This is a genomic window from Thiohalomonas denitrificans (assembly GCF_900102855.1).
Classification (GTDB): domain Bacteria; phylum Pseudomonadota; class Gammaproteobacteria; order Thiohalomonadales; family Thiohalomonadaceae; genus Thiohalomonas; species Thiohalomonas denitrificans.
Genome location: NZ_FMWD01000004.1, coordinates 317,402 through 334,122 on the forward strand (window position 1 = coordinate 317,402; position 16,721 = coordinate 334,122).

Genomic DNA, 16,721 nt, shown 5'->3' on the forward strand with positions numbered 1-16,721 from the left:
AAAGTGGCATCTCAGAATGCGCCCTACGGGCACCGGGTTCTCCCTTAATTAAACCGCGCCGTTCTCGGTGGTCTCAGTGGTTGCCTGCCGTCTGCGCCCCAGCCTGTGGGTCGGTTTTGGCCCTTATGACCTCTTTAACGACCACACCCGGTAAAATCGGGCGAGCTGTTCGAAAACGTCTGGATAGGCTTCTGCCAATCGTTCCGGAACCTCGAAAAAGGTCTCGGTGGCGACGGCGAAGAATTCCTCGGGCGCTTCGGCGGCATAAGGGTCCAGAAGGGTCTCCTGGCCCGCGTCCAGCCGCTGGTTGATATCCTCGAATGCCCGGGTGAAGGCACGGGTCCACGCTTCGGGCTGCATATCACCATGCAGGGGAGGAAAACCGTCGGCGACGCCGTTCAAGGCATCGAGTTTGTGGGCGATCTCGTGGAGAATCACGTTGTAGGCGTCCCGCTGACGACCCGCGTCTACGTCGGCGGCGGAGATAATCAGCGGACCGCGGTCCCAAGACTCGCCACTGCGTGCCTCCCGGACACGGTGGACCACGCCGGCACTATCCATTTCCTCGTGATCCACCACGAATGCATCGGGGTAGATCACCACCGACGTCCAGCCGCGGAGCCAATCGAAGTCGAGATGGAGGATCGGCAGGCAGGCCTGCAGGGCGATGCGACGTGCCGCATCACCATCGATAGTCAGCCCCTGCACACCCTCGAGGGATTTCTCGTGAAGGAAAAGCGTCGCCCACTCACGTAATCGATGGCGTTCATCGTCCGTCAGGCTCTCAAGTAGCGGGAGTGACTCTTCGGCGCGCCGCCACTCCCCTTTGGAAACCGCCGAGCGGGCCAGTATGCGGCGGCGGCGCCAGTGCCTGAAGCTCCACACCCAATCACCCTCGCTGGAAAAATGGCGCGACGCGTTCCTGAAGGAAGTGCTGCAATTTCCTCAGTTCGGGGTAGCGGGAACTCTCATCGAGCAGATAGTGGAACGTGAGCGGCATGTCGTCCAGGTAGGCGGCCTTGCCGTCACGGTGGTGAAGTCGGGCAAAGATCCCCAACACCTTGAGGTGACGCTGCGCCCCCATCAGGTCGAACCAGCGCAGGAAGGCCTGCTCTCCAGGCTGGCGCAGAACGCCCGAGTCCACAAGGAGGTCGTGGTAACCCTGCACCCAATCCTCCACCCGTTCCCGGGGCCATTCAATGTAGGCATCCCGCAGCAGTGACACCAGGTCGTAGGTCACCGGACCGGACACGGCATCCTGGAAGTCCAGAATACCCGGATTATGCGGCGCCACCATCAGGTTTCGGGAGTGGAAATCCCGATGCACCGGGACCTGCGGCTGTTCGAGTGCGGCCGCAATCAGCCGCTCAAAGACCTCGTCGAGCATCCGCTGCTCCGATTCCTTCAGTTCCAACCCGAGATGACGTCCCAGGAACCATTCACGAAACAGCTCCATTTCGCGCCACAGGAGTTCCCCTTCGTAGGCCGGCAACCCCTCAGGTCCACAGCTTTGAAGCACCACAAGGGCCCCCAGTGCATCGCCATACAGACGATCGACGCTGCCGTCATCGAGTTCGGAAAGGTACTGGCACTCTCCCAAATCACCGAGCAGCAGAAACCCTTCCTCGGTATTCTCCGCTTCGATGGCAGGAACATTGAGACCGACAGATCGCAACTGCCGCGCGATACGAACGAACGGTCGCACATCCTCCTTGTCGGGCGGGGCGTCCATGACGATGCGGGACTCGCCGTTGAAGACAATGCGGAAATAGCGACGGAAGCTGGCGTCCGCGGAGGCGGGTGCCAGTTCAAAAGGCGGCAGTCCCACATCGTGCCTAAGCCAGCGGGTGAGCTGCTCCATGCGTTTGGGCATGATGTCTCCGTGTGATGGATTGGGTTTCCACCATTATACCGGTGACACTCCGGGCGGGGACAGCGTCCTCATGTGTACTCCTCCGCCACCAGCAGTCGCCCGTCGCGCAGCCGCCGGACAGTATCGAAGCCGGCAATCATGCGTTCGTCGTGGGTAACCGTGATGACGGCCGAATTGCGTTCCCGGGCGATGCGCTTGAGCAACTCCATAACCCGGCCGCCGCGCTCGGTATCGAGGGAGGCGGTGGGCTCGTCGGCAAGGATGAGCGGCGGCTCGTTGGCCAGGGCCCGCCCGATGGCGACCCGCTGCTGCTCGCCGCCGGAGAGATTGCCCGGCAGCGCGTCCGCACGGTGGGTGACCTCCAGATAGTCCAGCAGCTCATCAGCCCGCTGGCGGGCCGACCGCCGGCCCACCCCGTTCAGCTCCAGGGCCAGAACGATGTTATCGCGGGCGCTGAGGAAAGGGATCAGGTTATGGCCCTGAAAGATGAAGCCGATCTTCTCCCGCCGCAGGCGGCGCGACTCCCGGTGCGCCCAGCCTTCGGCGTAGACCGTATGGCCGCCGATCTCGATGCTGCCGGCGGTCGGCGCCAGGATTAGGCTGATGCACAACAGCAGGGTGCTCTTGCCCGATCCGCTAGGCCCGAGCAGAGCCATCAACTCACCCGCCTCGACGGCGAAGTCGATCTCCTCCAGAGCCGTCACCGCCAGCTCGCCACTGCCAAAGACGTGCTTGAGGTGATTCACGCGCAGGACCGTCATGCGCTTACCCCCCCAGTGCCAGCGATGGCGGCGTGCGCAGAGCGTGCCAGATCCCCATCAGGCTCGCCAATACGCCTCCGACCAGCATGATGATGAAGGTGAGCATGGTCTCCTCCGGCAGCAGCACCAGATTACGCGGAAATTTGTCCTGGGTGGCGGTGGTCAGGGCGTAGCCGAAGGCGAAGCTCCCGAGAGTGAGTACCAGTGCCTGCTCCAGAATAAGGCGGACGATCACGCCGTTGCCCGCACCGATGATCTTGAGTGTGGCGATAGCGCGAACCTTTTCCATCGTAAGGACATAGATCAGCAAGGCGATGATGACGATGGCCACGGCAAGCAGCAATGTCCGGAAGACACCGAGAATTGCCGTCATCCGCTTGAGCTTGCCCTCCAGCATCAGGTCCCGTTCCTGCTCGGTGGTGTAGGCACTGAGATAGAGCCACCGCTCGATATGGCGGGCGACCGCATCCCGGTCGGCGCCGGGGGTCAGCGCCACCAGCACTGCACTGATCGTGGCGCTGCCACCGCCGAGTAACGGCAGCAGCCGTTCCACTTCGGCCGACGCATAGCCCGCATCCTCCAGACGCTGGCGGTCACTTTCCCGTTGGACCTCCAAAGCCCGGTTGTCCTGCTGGTAGAGCACCTCCTGGGCGTCCGGCAACGAGAGATAGGCCAGTGGATTCCCGCCAGAATCAACCGCCCCCCGGGTCAAGCCCACCACCGTATATTCATGCACCCCGAGCCGTAGGGTCTGCCCCAGTGCCAGCCCCAACTTGCGGTCGGCTACCAGCTCATAGTGGGCGCGCCGAATCGGCCGCCCGGCGATGATCCGTCCAGGCTCGCCGAGCCCGCCGAAGACGTCGTAGCCGATAATGGTGAACTGCTGCTCCCGGCCGCCGATCTCCCGCTGCACGGCGTAACTGATGAAGGGGCTGGCCCGGGCCACGCCGGGGGTCGCCGCCACACTACGGTAACTGTCGGTAGGAATGCGGGAGGATTCGTTGAAAGGGCCGCCGCGATCCCGTTCCACCACCCACAGATCGGCCCGGGTGTTCTCGATAAGCCAGATGCCGTCGGCGATGTTGCCCTGGAAAATGCCGTTCATGATGAGAACAATGGCCACCAGCATGCCGACGCCGGCAATGGTGGCGAGAAACTTGCCGAGGTGGCGACGGACATCCTTGATCGCGAGGTCCATTACCGCTCTCTCGGGACCGGCTCGACCCGCTGGCCGACCCGCACCTGCTGTGGTGTGGCCACCACCTGTTCGCCTGCCTGTATACCGTTACGCACCAGCACGCGTTCACCGTCTTCGATCCCGGTCTCAACCGGCTGTCGCTGAACACGACGTTTCCGTATCACCAGCACCGCCTGGCCACCATCTCCATATGAAAGCGCATAGGTGGGAACAACCACCCCTTGTTTCTCGCCGGCACGGATAGTGACCTCCGCCTCGAGATTAATAGCAAAGCGCGTCGGGGGCTTGTCGAAGGCGATGTTGACCTCCAGCTCGCGGGTGACCGCATCCGACTCCCTGCCGATACGCGCCACCGTGCCCGCCAGCTGTTCACCGGTGCGCAGCTCGATTTTCGCCGGCTGCCCCACCTCTACGGCCCCGACCACCGACTCATCGACACGGGCAGCGATCCAGAGTGTTGCCGGGTCCACCAGACGGAAGAGCGGAGTACCGGCACCTACCGTGTGGCCCTGCTCGACCAGGCGTGCCGTGACCACGCCACGGGTCGGCGCCTCGATGCGAGTATGCGAGAGTGCGGTGGCCGTCTCTGTTTCACGCGCCCGGGCCGCCTGCACGGCCGCCGACGACGCGTCCAACTCGCTGCGTGAGATGAGCCCCCGGTCCTTCCCGAACAGCTCACGATCGCGCCGGTGATTCGCCAGTGCCAGTTCCAGCTCGGCGCGTGCAACAGCAAGCCCGGCTGCCAACTCCCGGTCATCGAAACGGGCAAGCAGCTCCCCTCGCTCGATCATATCGCCTTCGTCCGCGTGCAGTTCGGTAATTGCGGAGGGGATGCGGGCACTTACCGTAATCGGGTAGCGCGCCTGTATAGTGCCGGGGATATGAACGTTGTGGGCCACGCGACCCTCCTGCGCCACAACCACCTCCACCGGCAGCAGGTAAATCCAGAAGCGATAGACGGCCAGCATGGCAAGTGCCAGGACCACTCCGCTCAGGCTAAGCCATTTCAACGATTTAGCCATCAATATTCTCGCAAGCGGGTCGAGTAAACGGATCGAGGCGTCGTCCGGGTGCAGGACAACCGCATACTTTGAAGCGAGCGAGTCAATCCTTGATACCATGTCGGTCGAGCACAGGTATAGAAGATGAATCGCTCCTGCACTTCACTTCCTGCTTCCCTGTAGGTCGTACTTGCAGCGTACCCGACAGGATTTATAGCGCCCCCCCAGCACAAAGCCGGATATTGCGTGGACCCGAGGGAGGAAACGTACCACAAGAGCTCCGCTCGACCACACTATCCAGTGCTCCACGCAGGACAATTGCTACCCCGGTACACGGATCAGTAGCCACCCCGTCCCCTGCCCTGTTTATTGCCTTGTCCGCCACCGCTCTGGCTGCGCATCTCGTTGCGAAACTGCTGCTGCTCAGCCGAATCCATATTCTGCATCCGCTGGCGCATCTCGGTGCGGAATTGTTCCCGCTCATCGGCACTCATCTGCTGCGGATTCATGCGCATCAGTTCCTCATTGGTTTTGCCGCCAAAGTCGGTCGCCAGTGTCGGTGACGCCAGGACGAGGCCAAACGTCAGCAATGCTGCACCAAACCGGTTCCGGAAGTTCATCGATCCTGCTCCTTGTTCGTTCAATAGCGGTAACTACCACCGGTGAAGCCGCGCATCTGCGCCGCCTTTTCGGGGGTGAGTGTACCCAGGAACTGCTCGCGTGCCCGGGCCTGGTCCTGCAACCACGCGATCTGTCCCTCGAGACGGGTCAGGCGCGCCTGTAGCGACTCCTTCGTTGATTGCGTTTTCGCCTCAAGTGGGACGGCTTCGCGTCTGCTTGCTTTCATGACTGCTCCCGTTACAAGGATACGCCCCCATTGCACCAGAGGCCGGAAGATAAAAGATGTCAGTGAGATATCCTTTGGTAACCGACCATTACGGCGCACGCCGCGCGGTTACAGAGTGTTACAGAAGTCGGGTACCGATGGAGGTATATTGGTGCGGATGGTGACTCCATCCGAACGTATCCTGGTTGTCGATGATGATGCCGAAATCCGCACCCTGTTGCGCGATTATCTGCGGCGCAACGGTCTCTACGCGGAAGCAGTCGCCGACGGTGCGACAATGCGCGCGGCGCTCAGGCGGGAGCATTTCGACCTGATAGTGCTGGATATCATGCTCCCCGGCGAAGATGGACTGGCGCTGTGCCGCGAACTGCGGGCCCACTCTACGCTCCCGGTGATCCTGCTCACTGCACGCGTCGAGGAGACGGACCGCATTGTTGGCCTCGAGATGGGGGCAGACGACTACGTGCCCAAGCCCTTCAACCCGCGCGAACTGCTAGCCCGGATCGGAGCAGTTTTGCGACGGGTGCGGGCGCTGCCTCCGACCGCCGAGCGCACCGATGTGCGTCGCCTGCGCTTTGCCGGCTGGACACTGGACCTGCTCCAGCGCCGGCTGATTTCTCCGCAAGAAGTGGTGGTGGCCCTGTCTACGGGCGAGTACCGCCTGCTTCAGGTCTTTCTCGAACACCCCCGGCAGATACTCGGTCGTGACCGGCTGCTGGACCTTACCCGAGGTCGAGAGGCACTGCCGTTCGATCGCAGTGTCGATGTCCAGGTGGGCCGCCTGCGCAAACGACTGGACGACGACCGCACCACCCTGATCCAGACGGTACGCGGAGAGGGTTACATTCTGGCCGCCGAAGTGGAGGCCGAGCGGTGAGCCGGCTGCTACCGGCCACCCTTTCCGGCCGCCTCTTTGCCACACTGCTCGCCGGTCTGCTGCTGGCCCAGATCCTGGGTGCGGTGGTGCTGCTGCGGGACCGCGCCGCCGTCCTTTACAAGGCGGGCGGAGTCAGCGCTGCCCAGCGGATCGGGGACCTTATACAGGTGCTGGATCGTCTCGATCACCCGACGCGCAGCGCACTCCTGCCTGTACTCAACAGCGGCCCGCTGCAGGTGCGGATCCTCGAGCAAGCGCCGCCTCCATTACCCGATAGCAGCCCGGGTGGCCAGCATGTCCGCATGCTCCTGCGACGCCTGCTGGGTCCGGAACGACCGCAGCAGATGGTGGTGAGCACCACAGCCTCTGCGCCCCCCACAGGCGAAACCGGGCCGAGTCCCGGCCGACAGGGAGTGCCTGCGGCGGCGCTGCTGATCGTGCAGGCACAGCTGTGGGATGACGCCTGGGTGCGCATTGAACATCGTGTGACAACCGGCCACCAGGGCTCATGGCCGTTGCGCCTGCTGTTGACGCTGATCATCTTACTGGCCTCGGTGGTGGGGCTTACGCTTCTCATCGTGCGTTGGCTCACGCGGCCACTGGCGGTGCTGGCCACGGCGGCCGAAGGGCTGGGACGGGATATCCACCATACACCGCTGGCCGAAACGGGACCTGCCGAGGTGCGCCGGGCGGCAGCGGCTTTCAATACCATGCAGGCTCGGTTGCGCAGCTATATCCACGAACGGGAACGGACCCTGGCAGCCATTTCCCACGACCTGCGCACTCCTATTACGCGGCTGCGGCTACGCGCCGAATTGATCAACCATGAGGAGCTTCGGGCGAAGGTCAACGACGACCTCGTCGAGATGGAAGAGATGACGGCAGCGGCGCTGGATCTGCTGCGCGGCGTGAACCGTGAAGAGCCGGTTCAGCCGGTGGACATGATGGCACTCCTCGGCAGCCTGCAGGCGGACCATGAGGAAGCAGGCGAAGCGGTTGTCCTTGAGGGGACAACGCAGACACCCTATCCTGGGCGTCCCCTTGCACTGAAACGGCTGTTTGCCAATCTACTCGGCAACGCCCTGAACTACGGCGGCCAGGCCGGGGTGCGGGTCGACGACCGGGCCGACAGGCTCGAGGTCACCGTAGCCGACAGGGGCCCCGGTATTCCCGAGGCGCAACTGGAGACGGTATTCGAGCCTTTCTATCGTCTGGAGAGATCGCGCAGCCGCGAGACCGGTGGTGTCGGCCTGGGTCTGGCGGTCGCGCGCGATATTGCGCGCCTCCACGGTGGCGAGTTGCACCTTCAAAACCGCACCGGCGGTGGACTGGAAGCCGTCCTCACCTTGCCACGCTGAGCACCGGCAGGCCAAAGCTGTTTTACCCCACCTCAAACTCTCCCCCTTTGTTCTTTACTAAATCCCATGACCATAGGGATGCTGAAAAGATGAGCTGGCTCCAGAAGGGGCGCTCACTGGCACTGAAGCCATGGGTCCCATGGCTGGTCTTCGCCGTGATCGTCGGAGGGGCACTGGCCGTTGCGATCGGGCTTTATCGTCTCGAAAACACCCGACACCAGACCCACTTCGCTCTAGCCGTGCGCGAGCAGATGGCTGTACTGGAATCGGGGATCCACTTGCGCTTTCGGCCAGTGCATCACCTTGCCTTGACCGCCAGCTTCCAGGCGGGGACGTTGGACGAGCGCAGTTTTCTCCGGTTCGTAAAGAGCATTCCCCAGCAGGGATCGCTAGTGGCCTTGCAATGGTTTCCGCGACAGCAAGCCCGGCCGGGACAGGAGACCTTTCCGATGGGCTACAGCTATAGTCTGAGCGACGAACTCTCCGAGTCGGAAAGCGACTGGAGCCAGGTCCCAAACCGCCTCATCGACCCTGCCAAAAAGCGAGAGCTAATGATCATCCCTTGGTACATGATGGATGGCCGGGTCCGGTTTCGGGTACTACGGCCGGTTTTTCGCCGGGGAACGGACGAGCGGGAGTTGCTTGGCTTCGTTTCCGGCCTGTATCAGGTTGACCGACTGCTAACCGACATTTTGTGTTTGCGTAACAGATCGGATGCGATGGAGATTTTCGTCACCGATCCCCGTAGCGATGTGACAGATTCCTTTCGCTGTTCCACTAATGCTAGGGGTATGCGTTTCGATACCGGCGCGTTTCCGCCAGGCCGACGGCTGACGCGGAGTGTACCTGTAGATGGGACGACCTGGATTATGACTGCCGTAGCAACGCCCGGCACCTTCATAGCTTCCCGATGGATACCCTTTGTCATCGGGTTCGGCGGCCTCCTCCTGGGTGGGATTTTGGCCCTTCTCCACCGCCTGATGCTGGACCGGGAAGCAAAAGTCCGTCAGCTCGTATATCGCCGAACCGAACAACTGGAGGCGATGAACCGAGAGCTGGAACAGTTCGCCTATGTGGCCTCCCACGACCTCAAGGCCCCGCTGCGGGCGGTTTCGCAGCTGTCCTCGTGGATCATCGAAGATGCCGCCGATCAACTTGATGAAGAAAACCGCAATCGGCTGCGGCTAATGCGCGACCGGGTGATCCGTATGGACCAACTGATCGACGGCCTACTCACGTACTCCCGTGCGGGCCGGGTCACCGGCGAGGCTCGCAAGTCGGTGTCCCTCAAGTTACTGCTTGAGGAGTTGAGCGGCGAATTGTCACTACCGGCCGGTTTTCGGGTCGAGATCCGGGAGCCCCTGCCGAGCCTTCAGGCCGACGCGTTGCATCTGAAGCAGATATTCCAGAACCTGATTACCAACGCGGCCTCTCACCACGACCATCCCGAGTCAGGCACGGTCTGGGTTCGCGCTGAGGAGGAAGAACGGTTTTGGCGGGTGGAGATAGCGGATGACGGGCCGGGGATCCTGGCGGAAGAACGGCAGAGGATATTCGGGATGTTTATGTCCTTGAGACCCGACGCGGGTCAAGGGCATACAGGGATCGGTTTGACGATCGTGAGAAAGCTGGTGCTTAGCTACGGTGGGCAGGTCGATGTCGTCGATAACCTGCCGCGCGGCGCGCGTTTTCGAATTTGGTGGCCGAAGTCAATAAATCACTAGTTGAGCAGCGGGTGGAGACAGGCTTGCGGCCACCCTCTGAAAGTCACTGTAGCGATTGCGCTGGAGACCGCCGTGACGAAGGGGAAAGCTCACTGGTTGCGCCACTTGTTACCGGCTCGTAGACATAACGAACCTGGAGCGGCGCGGTGAGTTGCGGAATGACGACCTCCGATAGGATCACAAGCTGCGTCGTACCCGCATCGAGCCGGTACCGCTGTATCAGGCGCGGACCGCTGTCAGGCGTCGTTTCTACCACCAGCACATCGTCTTCCCAACCGGCGACCGTTACCTGCTGTTGCAAGCCGCCACTGGTAGAGATGGAAGCCCCCCGGAAATCGGTGAACAGGCGCCGGCGGTGCCCGTCCGGGTCGGTGATGCTCAAAAAGGGATCATCGTGAGCGATCTCAAGGGTGTTCAACGCCTTGAGCAGAGCGGATAGATCCCCCGCGGAGAAGCTGTTGCCTCGCATCCTGCCTCCTGACCGGCCATGGCCTTGCCCCCCCTTCATCCCGCCGCCACCGCCACGCCCTGCGGATCCTCGCCGGGCTTGCCCTCCACCTCTGGTGTTTTTTATTGCCGCCATTTTCTCCTGAAGATCATCGCTTGCCTCCGCATTCAGAACCCAAAGCCCCGAGAAGTCCGGGGGCGCTGGTTTGTCGTTCCCCGGCAGGCTGAGCGGGACCTCATCCACTGCCCGGCTCCGGTCAACGGCTCCATCCACACCACCTGCCGAAGCCTGACCAGTGGCCTCAACCGGAACCGGATCGGATATCCCGGAGGGTTGGCTGACGCAACCGGGCAACAAGGGACCGGCGCAAAGGCCCACAGCAACAAGGATTTGTCTGGTACTCATCGTGACCTCCCTCGGTCATCCCTCAAACTCTGCCGGCAGTCTGTCGGACCAGACTGTGCTGACATTTACCGTTCAGGGTCACGATTGCAGCACGCAGCTACCGCTGCAGGATTTCACAATGCGGGATTTTGGTCACCGAATGTAACGACTCCCGGGTCGGGTTACATGACGTTACAACTCACAGGGCGGGATCATCCCGGAGCCACACCCCGGAGAGGGATAGTCGGCCCACGGCTACCGGCCGGATACTCATCGATGGACGCATGGCCTGCCTTCCAGGCGCGGGTGATCGGCTCGATGATTTGCCAGGCCTCCTCCGCCTCATCCCCGCGGATGGCGAGGGTTGAATCCCCCTGCAGGGCATCGAGCAGCAGACGGCTGTAGGCATCGGGCGCCGTCGTATTGAGCGGGCTTTCCAGCACCGTCTCGCGCAAATCGAAACGCTCGCCGGGACCGGTGATATTGAATGCCAACGCAAGCCGTTCCGGCTCCAGGTTCAGACGCAGGATGTTGGGGTATGCGGCCTCTTCCTCGAAGGCGAGGTGCGGAACCGGCCGGAAGTGAACGGCTATCTCGCGGCGATCGCGCTCGAGCGCCTTGCCGCTGCGCAGGATGAACGGCACCCCGGCCCAACGCCAGTTTCCGACGAACAGCATCACCTCGGCGAAGGTCTCGGTACCCCGTTGCGGGTCCACACCAGGCTCCCCGGTGTAGGCCGGCACGCGGCGCTCGCCAATCCGCCCGGCCCCGTAGCGGGCGCGCCGGGTCTGGCGGTCCACCTCTTCGGGGCCGAGTCGTCGCACCGCCCGCAACACATCCACCTTGCGATCGCGCAGATCCCGTTCACTCAGGGTCTGGGGAGGCTCCATGGCCACCAGACAAAGTAGCTGCAGCAGATGATTCTGGATCATGTCGAGCAGCGCGCCGGCGGCGTCATAGTAGCCGGCACGTCCTTCGAGAGTGAGGGTCTCGTCCCAGACGATCTCCACCCGCTCCACGTGGACCGCATTCCACAGGCTCTCGAAGATGCGGTTGGCAAAGCGCAGGCCGAGGATATTCTGCACCGTCTGCATGCCGAGAAAATGGTCGATGCGGAACACCGCTGCTTCACCGAGCCGTTCGGCAATCAGGCGATTGAGGTCTCGTGCGGAGGCCAGATCCCAGCCGAAGGGCTTCTCGATGACCAGTCGACTGCCCGCTGCCAGCCCTGCGTCGCAGAGCGCATTGATGCTACCGGCATACACCGCGGGGGGCAGTGCCAGGTAAACCAGCAGGGGTTCATTCACCCCCGGCAGTGCGCGGGCAACCTGCCCGGCATCGGTGACATCGGCTTGGCGGTAGGTCAGGCGCGCAACCAGATCCTGCCGGACCGGGGCATGCAGGTCCGGGGCGTGACGGGCCAACTGCTCCGCCATCCGTTCACGAAAGGCCTCATCACTGGCGGGCTCCTGGGAGATTCCCAGCACAGAAAACCCGGGCGGCAGCCGCTCCAGTTGCAGCAGACGCCCCAGCGCCGGCAACAGATAACGCGCCATCAAATCCCCGCCGGCGCCCAGTACCACCATGCGTTCAAGCATCGCTTCTGCCCCGGAGGGCCCGCGCCAGATTGCGGCCGCTGGCGATGAGGCCCACATGGCTGAAGGCCTGGGGAAAGTTGCCGAGAAAGGCACCACTGGGCGGGTCGATCTGTTCAGGCAACAGGCCCAGATCATTAGCGCGATCGCAGAGGGATTCATAGAGCGCCAGCGCCTCCTCCACCCTTCCCTGGCCGGTCAGGTTATCAACCAGCCAGAAGCTGCACAGCAGAAATGCCCCCTCGTCTCCGGACAGTCCATCCGGGGATGCCTCGGGGATATAGCGGTAAAGCAGGCCGTTGCCGGCCCCGAGATGCTGGCGGACAGCCTCCACGGTCCCCACCATGCGCGGGTGATCAAATGGCACTACCCGTCTCAGCGGCAGGGTCAGCAGGCTTGCATCCAGCCAGCCGCCGCCCAAATGTTCGGTAAGAGTGCCGTGCTGCGGGTTCCAGGCCTGGGAGAGGATGGCCTCCCGAATAGCCGCTGCATCCATGTGCCACGCCTCGGTATCTCCGGGCAGACCCAGCCGTTCGGCAATACGGGCACCGCGATCCAGGGCCACCTGACAGAGAGCAGCGGAGTAGGTGAACGGGTGGCCGGAGGTACGCACTTCCCAAATCCCGTGGTCGGGTTTGCGCCACTCCACCCGGGCCCGCTCGACGAAGGCCTGCAGGGCAGACCAGAGGTGCGGGGTAATCCGGCCGCCCCGGTTGGCCCACTGGTAGGCGCAATCGAGGATCTCGCCAAACACGTCATGCTGATGCTGGTCCGCCGCGGCATTGCCCCAGCGCACCGGCGCCGAACGCCGATACCCTTCCAGGCCCTTGTCCATCCATTCGGCTGGCGGGACGCCTCCGTCCAGGTCGTACAGTACCCGTAGCCGACCAGGGTTCTCCACATCATCCAGCACCCAGGCCAGAAAGGCCTGCGCCTCCCCGGTGAGGCCGACCCCGCGAAGGGCATAGACCGAAAAGGCGGCATCACGAATCCAGGTGTACCGGTAATCCCAGTTGCGTGGACCACCGATGGCTTCGGGCAGTGACGAGGTGGGGGCGGCGACAATGGCGCCGTTTTCCAGATAGTCGAGCAGTTTCAGGGTAATGGCGGAGCGTCGCACCAGGTCCGCCCGGGGGCCGTCATAATCGAAGCAGCCAATCCAGCGCCGCCAGGAGGCAATGGTGTTCTCCAGGACCTCATCATGAGAGATGGGATCATGGCGGTAGGAACCGCGCGCCCATCGCAGCGCCAGGTGGAACCGATCGCCTTCCCGGGTCACATAACGGCTGCTCAACCCCTGCAGGGGCATCGTGGTGCCAAAACGCACCTCCAGCCCATCCCTGCTGCGGATCCGCCAGCCCTCGCCGTGGGGCTCGACGTCGACCGGCCCTCGCGGCACCAGATCGATACGCAGCGGTACATCACCTTCGAGGACCTCGACCTTTCTCAGCAACTCCCCTCGCGCGGCGCGCACCCCTTCGTTGAGGTTGGCGCCGCTACGGAAGGTAAGTGCGTCGGTAACCCGCACCAGGCCTTCCGGACTGCGCATTTCGGTGACCAGCACACCGGTATCCGGTAAATAGTAATGCCGGGCCTCACGGAGCCCTTCCGGTGCGATGGTGAAGGCTCCGCCCCGATTGGCGTCCAGCAACCCGCAAAACAGGGGCGGGGAATCGAAGCGGGGTGCGCACAGCCAGGGAATTGTGCCGTCGCGCCCTACCAGGGCGGCACCTGCGCCGTCGCCGATCAGCCCGTACTCCTCAATGTCGAGATAGCCTTCCGGCGTGTATTGCAGCGGCTTGAAGGGCGCCTGCGGGCTGCCCGAGGAGGAATCCATCGTTTCATCATTCATGCGCGGTCACACGAAGCCAGGTGAAACCGGCGCCCGCGGCGGACCCGAATGGATGCCACACTGCCATACAGTACCTCCATGGCCAGCTCCTGTATCGGAGGTTTTCCTCAAGTATCGGCCAGGGCCCGGCAGACGCAACCCGGACGCACTTGCAACAGCTTCCGGCTGGCCGGTGGCATGCCGACTCCGGTCGGCAGCGAACAGTAAGCTGAAACACGTTAAGAAAGCGATTCGGCCAGTAGTTGTGGCGGCGCCCCGGTCAGAATGGATGGGCGGAATTTGAAGGGAATCTGATTCTGTGCGATTTTAGGGGACTTCCATCAACACGATTCTGCTCGCGGAGAGCCACCGCCTGCGCAGTGCGCCCTGGCCTCGGCCATTTGGACCCGACAGAATCCGCGTTGGATGAATGGAAGTGCCCTGTAGCGGGCTTGAGGCCTCCCATGGTCCTCAAAATGAACGCATACTCACACTGTCCATGCCGGTGATTGATGCAATTCCCTGCCACCCATTACGCTATACCGCGGCCGACTACCTGGTATCAAGGACTTGCATCAATCGACTCAAAGGATGTGGCTGCCCTGCCCCATGCCCCTGACCACAGCTGACAAGCGGCACACTCCCTTGTCCAGAGCTATTCGCCGAATTTCCGCCGCTGCCCTGTTGGCGCTGGCCGTGCCCGCGCATGGCCAGCAGGGGGAGTGGGCCTATTGTGAACCGATCAGCAGGCCCTCGTTCGAGAATGACCTGGAGCCGGGTGTGAGTTACGTCGATGCGGACCGGCTGACTGCACAGCGAGGCGGTGTCAGTACCTTCACGGGAAACGTCACCCTCCGCCGGGACCAACGCCGGGTGACCGGTGACGAAGCCATCTACAACCAGTTGAACGATACCGCGACACTAATCGGCAATATCCGTTACGAGACCCCCGACGCCCGGCTTTTCGGAGAACGGGCAGAGCTGCAGCTGGAAGAGGATAGCGGCCGCATTCACGATGCCCGTTTCCGGTTCATCTCCACCCGCGCCAACGGCACCGCGGATTTGGTGGAAATCATCACGCCGGAGTTCACCCGGATGGAATCGGCGACCTATTCCACCTGCGATCCCGACAACCAGGTCTGGGCCCTCAAGGCCGGCAGCTTCGACCTGGACGAGGCGACCAATACCGGCGAGGCCTGGAACGTCCGGGTCAACGTCAAGGGCGTGCCCATTTTCTATACGCCCTATCTGAATTTCCCGCTGGAGGGGCGCAAAAGCGGCTTTCTGGCACCCTCTTACGGCAGCAGCGAAACCGGCGGCACGGACCTCTCGATCCCCTACTACTGGAATATCGCACCGCATCGCGACGCGACCTTCACACCGCGCTATATCGAAAACCGCGGCACCATGCTCTACAGCGAGTTTCGCTATCTGAACCCCGACTCATCCGGACAGATCGCCTACGACTTCCTTAATGACGATTCGCTGTTTGGCGATGACCGCTCTTTTCTGCGAATCGACCAGAAGGCACACTGGAACCGCTGGAGCAGCGACCTCCTCTATCAGGAGGTTTCCGACGCCGAATACTTTGAGGACATCTCCAATCGGCAGGGCCTAACCAGTCAGACCCATCTGGAACGCCATCTGAATCTCGATTACCGGGCCGACTGGTGGTCCTTCCTGGGCCGCGTACAGGAGTATCAGCCCCTGTCCGGCACCGCCGCCTACCAGCGTCAGCCACAGCTGGTGTTCGACTTCTCGCCGCCCCGCGGCACGGCCGGACTGGAATGGGGCGGACACGCCGAACTGGTCCACTTCGCCCTGGATGAGGAGCCGGGCGACAGCCGTCCGACCGGCACCCGTCTGGATGTAACGCCGTCGCTAAGTCTGCCGCAGCGGGGCACTGCCTGGTTTCTTACGCCGAAGCTGGCCCTGCGGCATACCCAATACCAGCTGGACACGGCGGAAGACGAGGAACTGACCCGGACACTGCCTCTCGCCAGTGTGGATGGAGGCCTGTTCTTTGAAAGAGATCTGAATATCGGTGGCCGTGGACTTCTGCAGACGCTGGAGCCACGCCTGTACTACCTCTATGTCCCCTACGAAGACCAGAGCGCCCTGCCGCTTTTCGACACCGGACTCTATGGCACCAGCTACTCGCAGCTCTTCCGGGAGAATCGCTTCTCCGGCCCCGATCGCATGGGGGATGCCAATCAGCTGACCACCGCAGTCACCACCCGTTTTATCGATCCCGACAATGGCGCGGAACTGCTGAGCGCGAGCCTCGGTCAGATTCAGTATTTCGCCGACCGCCGGGTGCAGCTGAATCCCGATGAAGAACCCCTGGAAACCGCAAGTTCGGAGTTCGTCGGCGAGCTTCGGTCACGACCGGCCCCGGCCTGGGACGTTAGCGCCAGCGCGGTTTATGATCCCCATGAAGAGCAAACCGAGGAAGTAACGGGACGAGTCCGGTACAATCCCGCCAAGCGCAAGAACTTCACTCTGAGTTACCGCCTGCTTGAGCCGGATCTCGAGCAGACCGACGTGTCGTTCTTCTGGCCGCTCGCCCGGCAATGGAGTGTCCTCGGCCGCTCAAATTATGACTTGGTCGAGAAACGGAATCTCGACGAGATATTAGGGTTGGAGTATCAAGCCTGCTGCTGGTCGTTACGTTTGATTACACGCAGCACGCTCGACACCGGCACACTGGAACAGGAGCGTAGCGTTGAGCTCCTGTTGGAGCTGAAAGGCTTGACTCAAATAGGAAGCCAACTCGAGGAAGAGGTCGAACGCGGCATTTTGGGCTACTGACCACGGGAAGATG

At 62.5% G+C, this 16,721-nt stretch carries 14 protein-coding genes; 4 read left to right on the forward strand and 10 right to left on the reverse strand.

The window, feature by feature from the left end; genetic code table 11:
- Positions 1-123: 123 nt before the first annotated feature.
- From BLP65_RS08145 to BLP65_RS08175, 7 genes are all read right to left on the reverse strand, one after another.
- Entirely contained in the window at positions 124-885 is a 762-nt protein-coding gene (locus tag BLP65_RS08145) for a M90 family metallopeptidase (RefSeq protein ID WP_092995185.1), read from the reverse strand.
- 4 nt (positions 886-889) lie between these two features.
- Complete coding sequence (locus BLP65_RS08150) at positions 890-1,873, reverse strand: aminoglycoside phosphotransferase family protein (protein ID WP_092995188.1); 984 nt, start codon at positions 1,871-1,873, stop codon at positions 890-892.
- Between the two features lie 68 nt (positions 1,874-1,941).
- Entirely contained in the window at positions 1,942-2,634 is a 693-nt protein-coding gene (locus BLP65_RS08155; RefSeq protein ID WP_092995191.1) for an ABC transporter ATP-binding protein, read from the reverse strand.
- Positions 2,635-2,638: 4 nt separating this feature from the next.
- Complete coding sequence (locus tag BLP65_RS08160) at positions 2,639-3,832, reverse strand: ABC transporter permease (protein WP_092995194.1); 1,194 nt, start codon at positions 3,830-3,832, stop codon at positions 2,639-2,641.
- Positions 3,832-4,854 carry an efflux RND transporter periplasmic adaptor subunit gene (locus tag BLP65_RS08165; RefSeq protein ID WP_175452489.1) on the reverse strand — a complete coding sequence of 341 codons (1,023 nt, stop codon included), beginning with the start codon at positions 4,852-4,854 and terminating at the stop codon, positions 3,832-3,834. The genes BLP65_RS08160 and BLP65_RS08165 overlap by 1 nt, the downstream gene beginning before the upstream one ends.
- A gap of 317 nt (positions 4,855-5,171) precedes the next feature.
- Positions 5,172-5,453, reverse strand: coding sequence for a DUF1104 domain-containing protein (locus BLP65_RS08170; RefSeq protein WP_092995200.1), 282 nt, complete (start codon positions 5,451-5,453; stop codon positions 5,172-5,174).
- Between the two features lie 20 nt (positions 5,454-5,473).
- Positions 5,474-5,680, reverse strand: a complete 207-nt coding sequence (locus tag BLP65_RS08175; RefSeq protein ID WP_092995203.1) for a hypothetical protein — start codon at positions 5,678-5,680, stop codon at positions 5,474-5,476.
- Positions 5,681-5,837: 157 nt separating this feature from the next.
- On the opposite strand from BLP65_RS08175, the gene BLP65_RS08180 reads away from it, so the two are divergent.
- The 3 genes from BLP65_RS08180 to BLP65_RS08190 all read left to right on the forward strand — a co-directional run bounded on the left by BLP65_RS08180 (position 5,838) and on the right by BLP65_RS08190 (position 9,639).
- Positions 5,838-6,557: a response regulator gene (locus BLP65_RS08180; RefSeq protein WP_092995206.1), complete on the forward strand. Its 720-nt coding sequence runs from the start codon at positions 5,838-5,840 to the stop codon at positions 6,555-6,557.
- Positions 6,554-7,915, forward strand: coding sequence for an ATP-binding protein (locus BLP65_RS08185; RefSeq protein WP_092995208.1), 1,362 nt, complete (start codon positions 6,554-6,556; stop codon positions 7,913-7,915). The genes BLP65_RS08180 and BLP65_RS08185 overlap by 4 nt, the downstream gene beginning before the upstream one ends.
- Positions 7,916-8,004: 89 nt before the next feature.
- On the forward strand, positions 8,005-9,639 hold the full coding sequence (locus BLP65_RS08190; RefSeq protein WP_092995211.1) for a sensor histidine kinase: 1,635 nt from the start codon (positions 8,005-8,007) through the stop codon (positions 9,637-9,639).
- Positions 9,640-9,682: 43 nt separating this feature from the next.
- On the opposite strand, the gene BLP65_RS16685 is transcribed toward BLP65_RS08190, so the two are convergent.
- From BLP65_RS16685 to BLP65_RS08205, 3 genes are all read right to left on the reverse strand, one after another.
- Positions 9,683-10,108 carry a hypothetical protein gene (locus BLP65_RS16685; protein WP_139181459.1) on the reverse strand — a complete coding sequence of 142 codons (426 nt, stop codon included), beginning with the start codon at positions 10,106-10,108 and terminating at the stop codon, positions 9,683-9,685.
- 575 nt (positions 10,109-10,683) lie between these two features.
- The gene (locus BLP65_RS08200) at positions 10,684-12,069 is read right to left on the reverse strand and encodes a glucose-6-phosphate dehydrogenase (RefSeq protein WP_092995216.1); all 1,386 of its coding nucleotides are present in this window, start codon (positions 12,067-12,069) and stop codon (positions 10,684-10,686) included.
- A complete protein-coding gene (locus tag BLP65_RS08205) occupies positions 12,062-13,903 on the reverse strand; it encodes a glycoside hydrolase family 15 protein (RefSeq protein WP_092995482.1) in 1,842 nt (613 codons plus the stop codon). Before BLP65_RS08205 ends, BLP65_RS08200 begins: the two co-directional genes overlap by 8 nt.
- A gap of 639 nt (positions 13,904-14,542) precedes the next feature.
- Here BLP65_RS08205 and BLP65_RS08210 point away from each other — a divergent pair.
- The gene (locus BLP65_RS08210; protein ID WP_175452490.1) at positions 14,543-16,708 is read left to right on the forward strand and encodes an LPS-assembly protein LptD; all 2,166 of its coding nucleotides are present in this window, start codon (positions 14,543-14,545) and stop codon (positions 16,706-16,708) included.
- Positions 16,709-16,721 lie beyond the last annotated feature (13 nt).

What these genes read in the sequence shown, in the direction of transcription:
- BLP65_RS08150 (WP_092995188.1), bottom strand. Translation starts at nt 1,873, where the DNA reads ATGCCCAAACGCATGGAGCAGCTCACCCGCTGGCTTAGGCACGATGTG.
- BLP65_RS08155 (WP_092995191.1), bottom strand. Translation starts at nt 2,634, where the DNA reads ATGACGGTCCTGCGCGTGAATCACCTCAAGCACGTCTTTGGCAGTGGC.
- BLP65_RS08160 (WP_092995194.1), bottom strand. Translation starts at nt 3,832, where the DNA reads ATGGACCTCGCGATCAAGGATGTCCGTCGCCACCTCGGCAAGTTTCTC.
- BLP65_RS08165 (WP_175452489.1), bottom strand. Translation starts at nt 4,854, where the DNA reads ATGGCTAAATCGTTGAAATGGCTTAGCCTGAGCGGAGTGGTCCTGGCA.
- BLP65_RS08170 (WP_092995200.1), bottom strand. Translation starts at nt 5,453, where the DNA reads ATGAACTTCCGGAACCGGTTTGGTGCAGCATTGCTGACGTTTGGCCTC.
- BLP65_RS08175 (WP_092995203.1), bottom strand. Translation starts at nt 5,680, where the DNA reads ATGAAAGCAAGCAGACGCGAAGCCGTCCCACTTGAGGCGAAAACGCAA.
- BLP65_RS08180 (WP_092995206.1), top strand. Translation starts at nt 5,838, where the DNA reads ATGGTGACTCCATCCGAACGTATCCTGGTTGTCGATGATGATGCCGAA.
- BLP65_RS08190 (WP_092995211.1), top strand. Translation starts at nt 8,005, where the DNA reads ATGAGCTGGCTCCAGAAGGGGCGCTCACTGGCACTGAAGCCATGGGTC.
- BLP65_RS16685 (WP_139181459.1), bottom strand. Translation starts at nt 10,108, where the DNA reads ATGCGAGGCAACAGCTTCTCCGCGGGGGATCTATCCGCTCTGCTCAAG.
- BLP65_RS08200 (WP_092995216.1), bottom strand. Translation starts at nt 12,069, where the DNA reads ATGCTTGAACGCATGGTGGTACTGGGCGCCGGCGGGGATTTGATGGCG.
- BLP65_RS08205 (WP_092995482.1), bottom strand. Translation starts at nt 13,903, where the DNA reads ATGGATTCCTCCTCGGGCAGCCCGCAGGCGCCCTTCAAGCCGCTGCAA.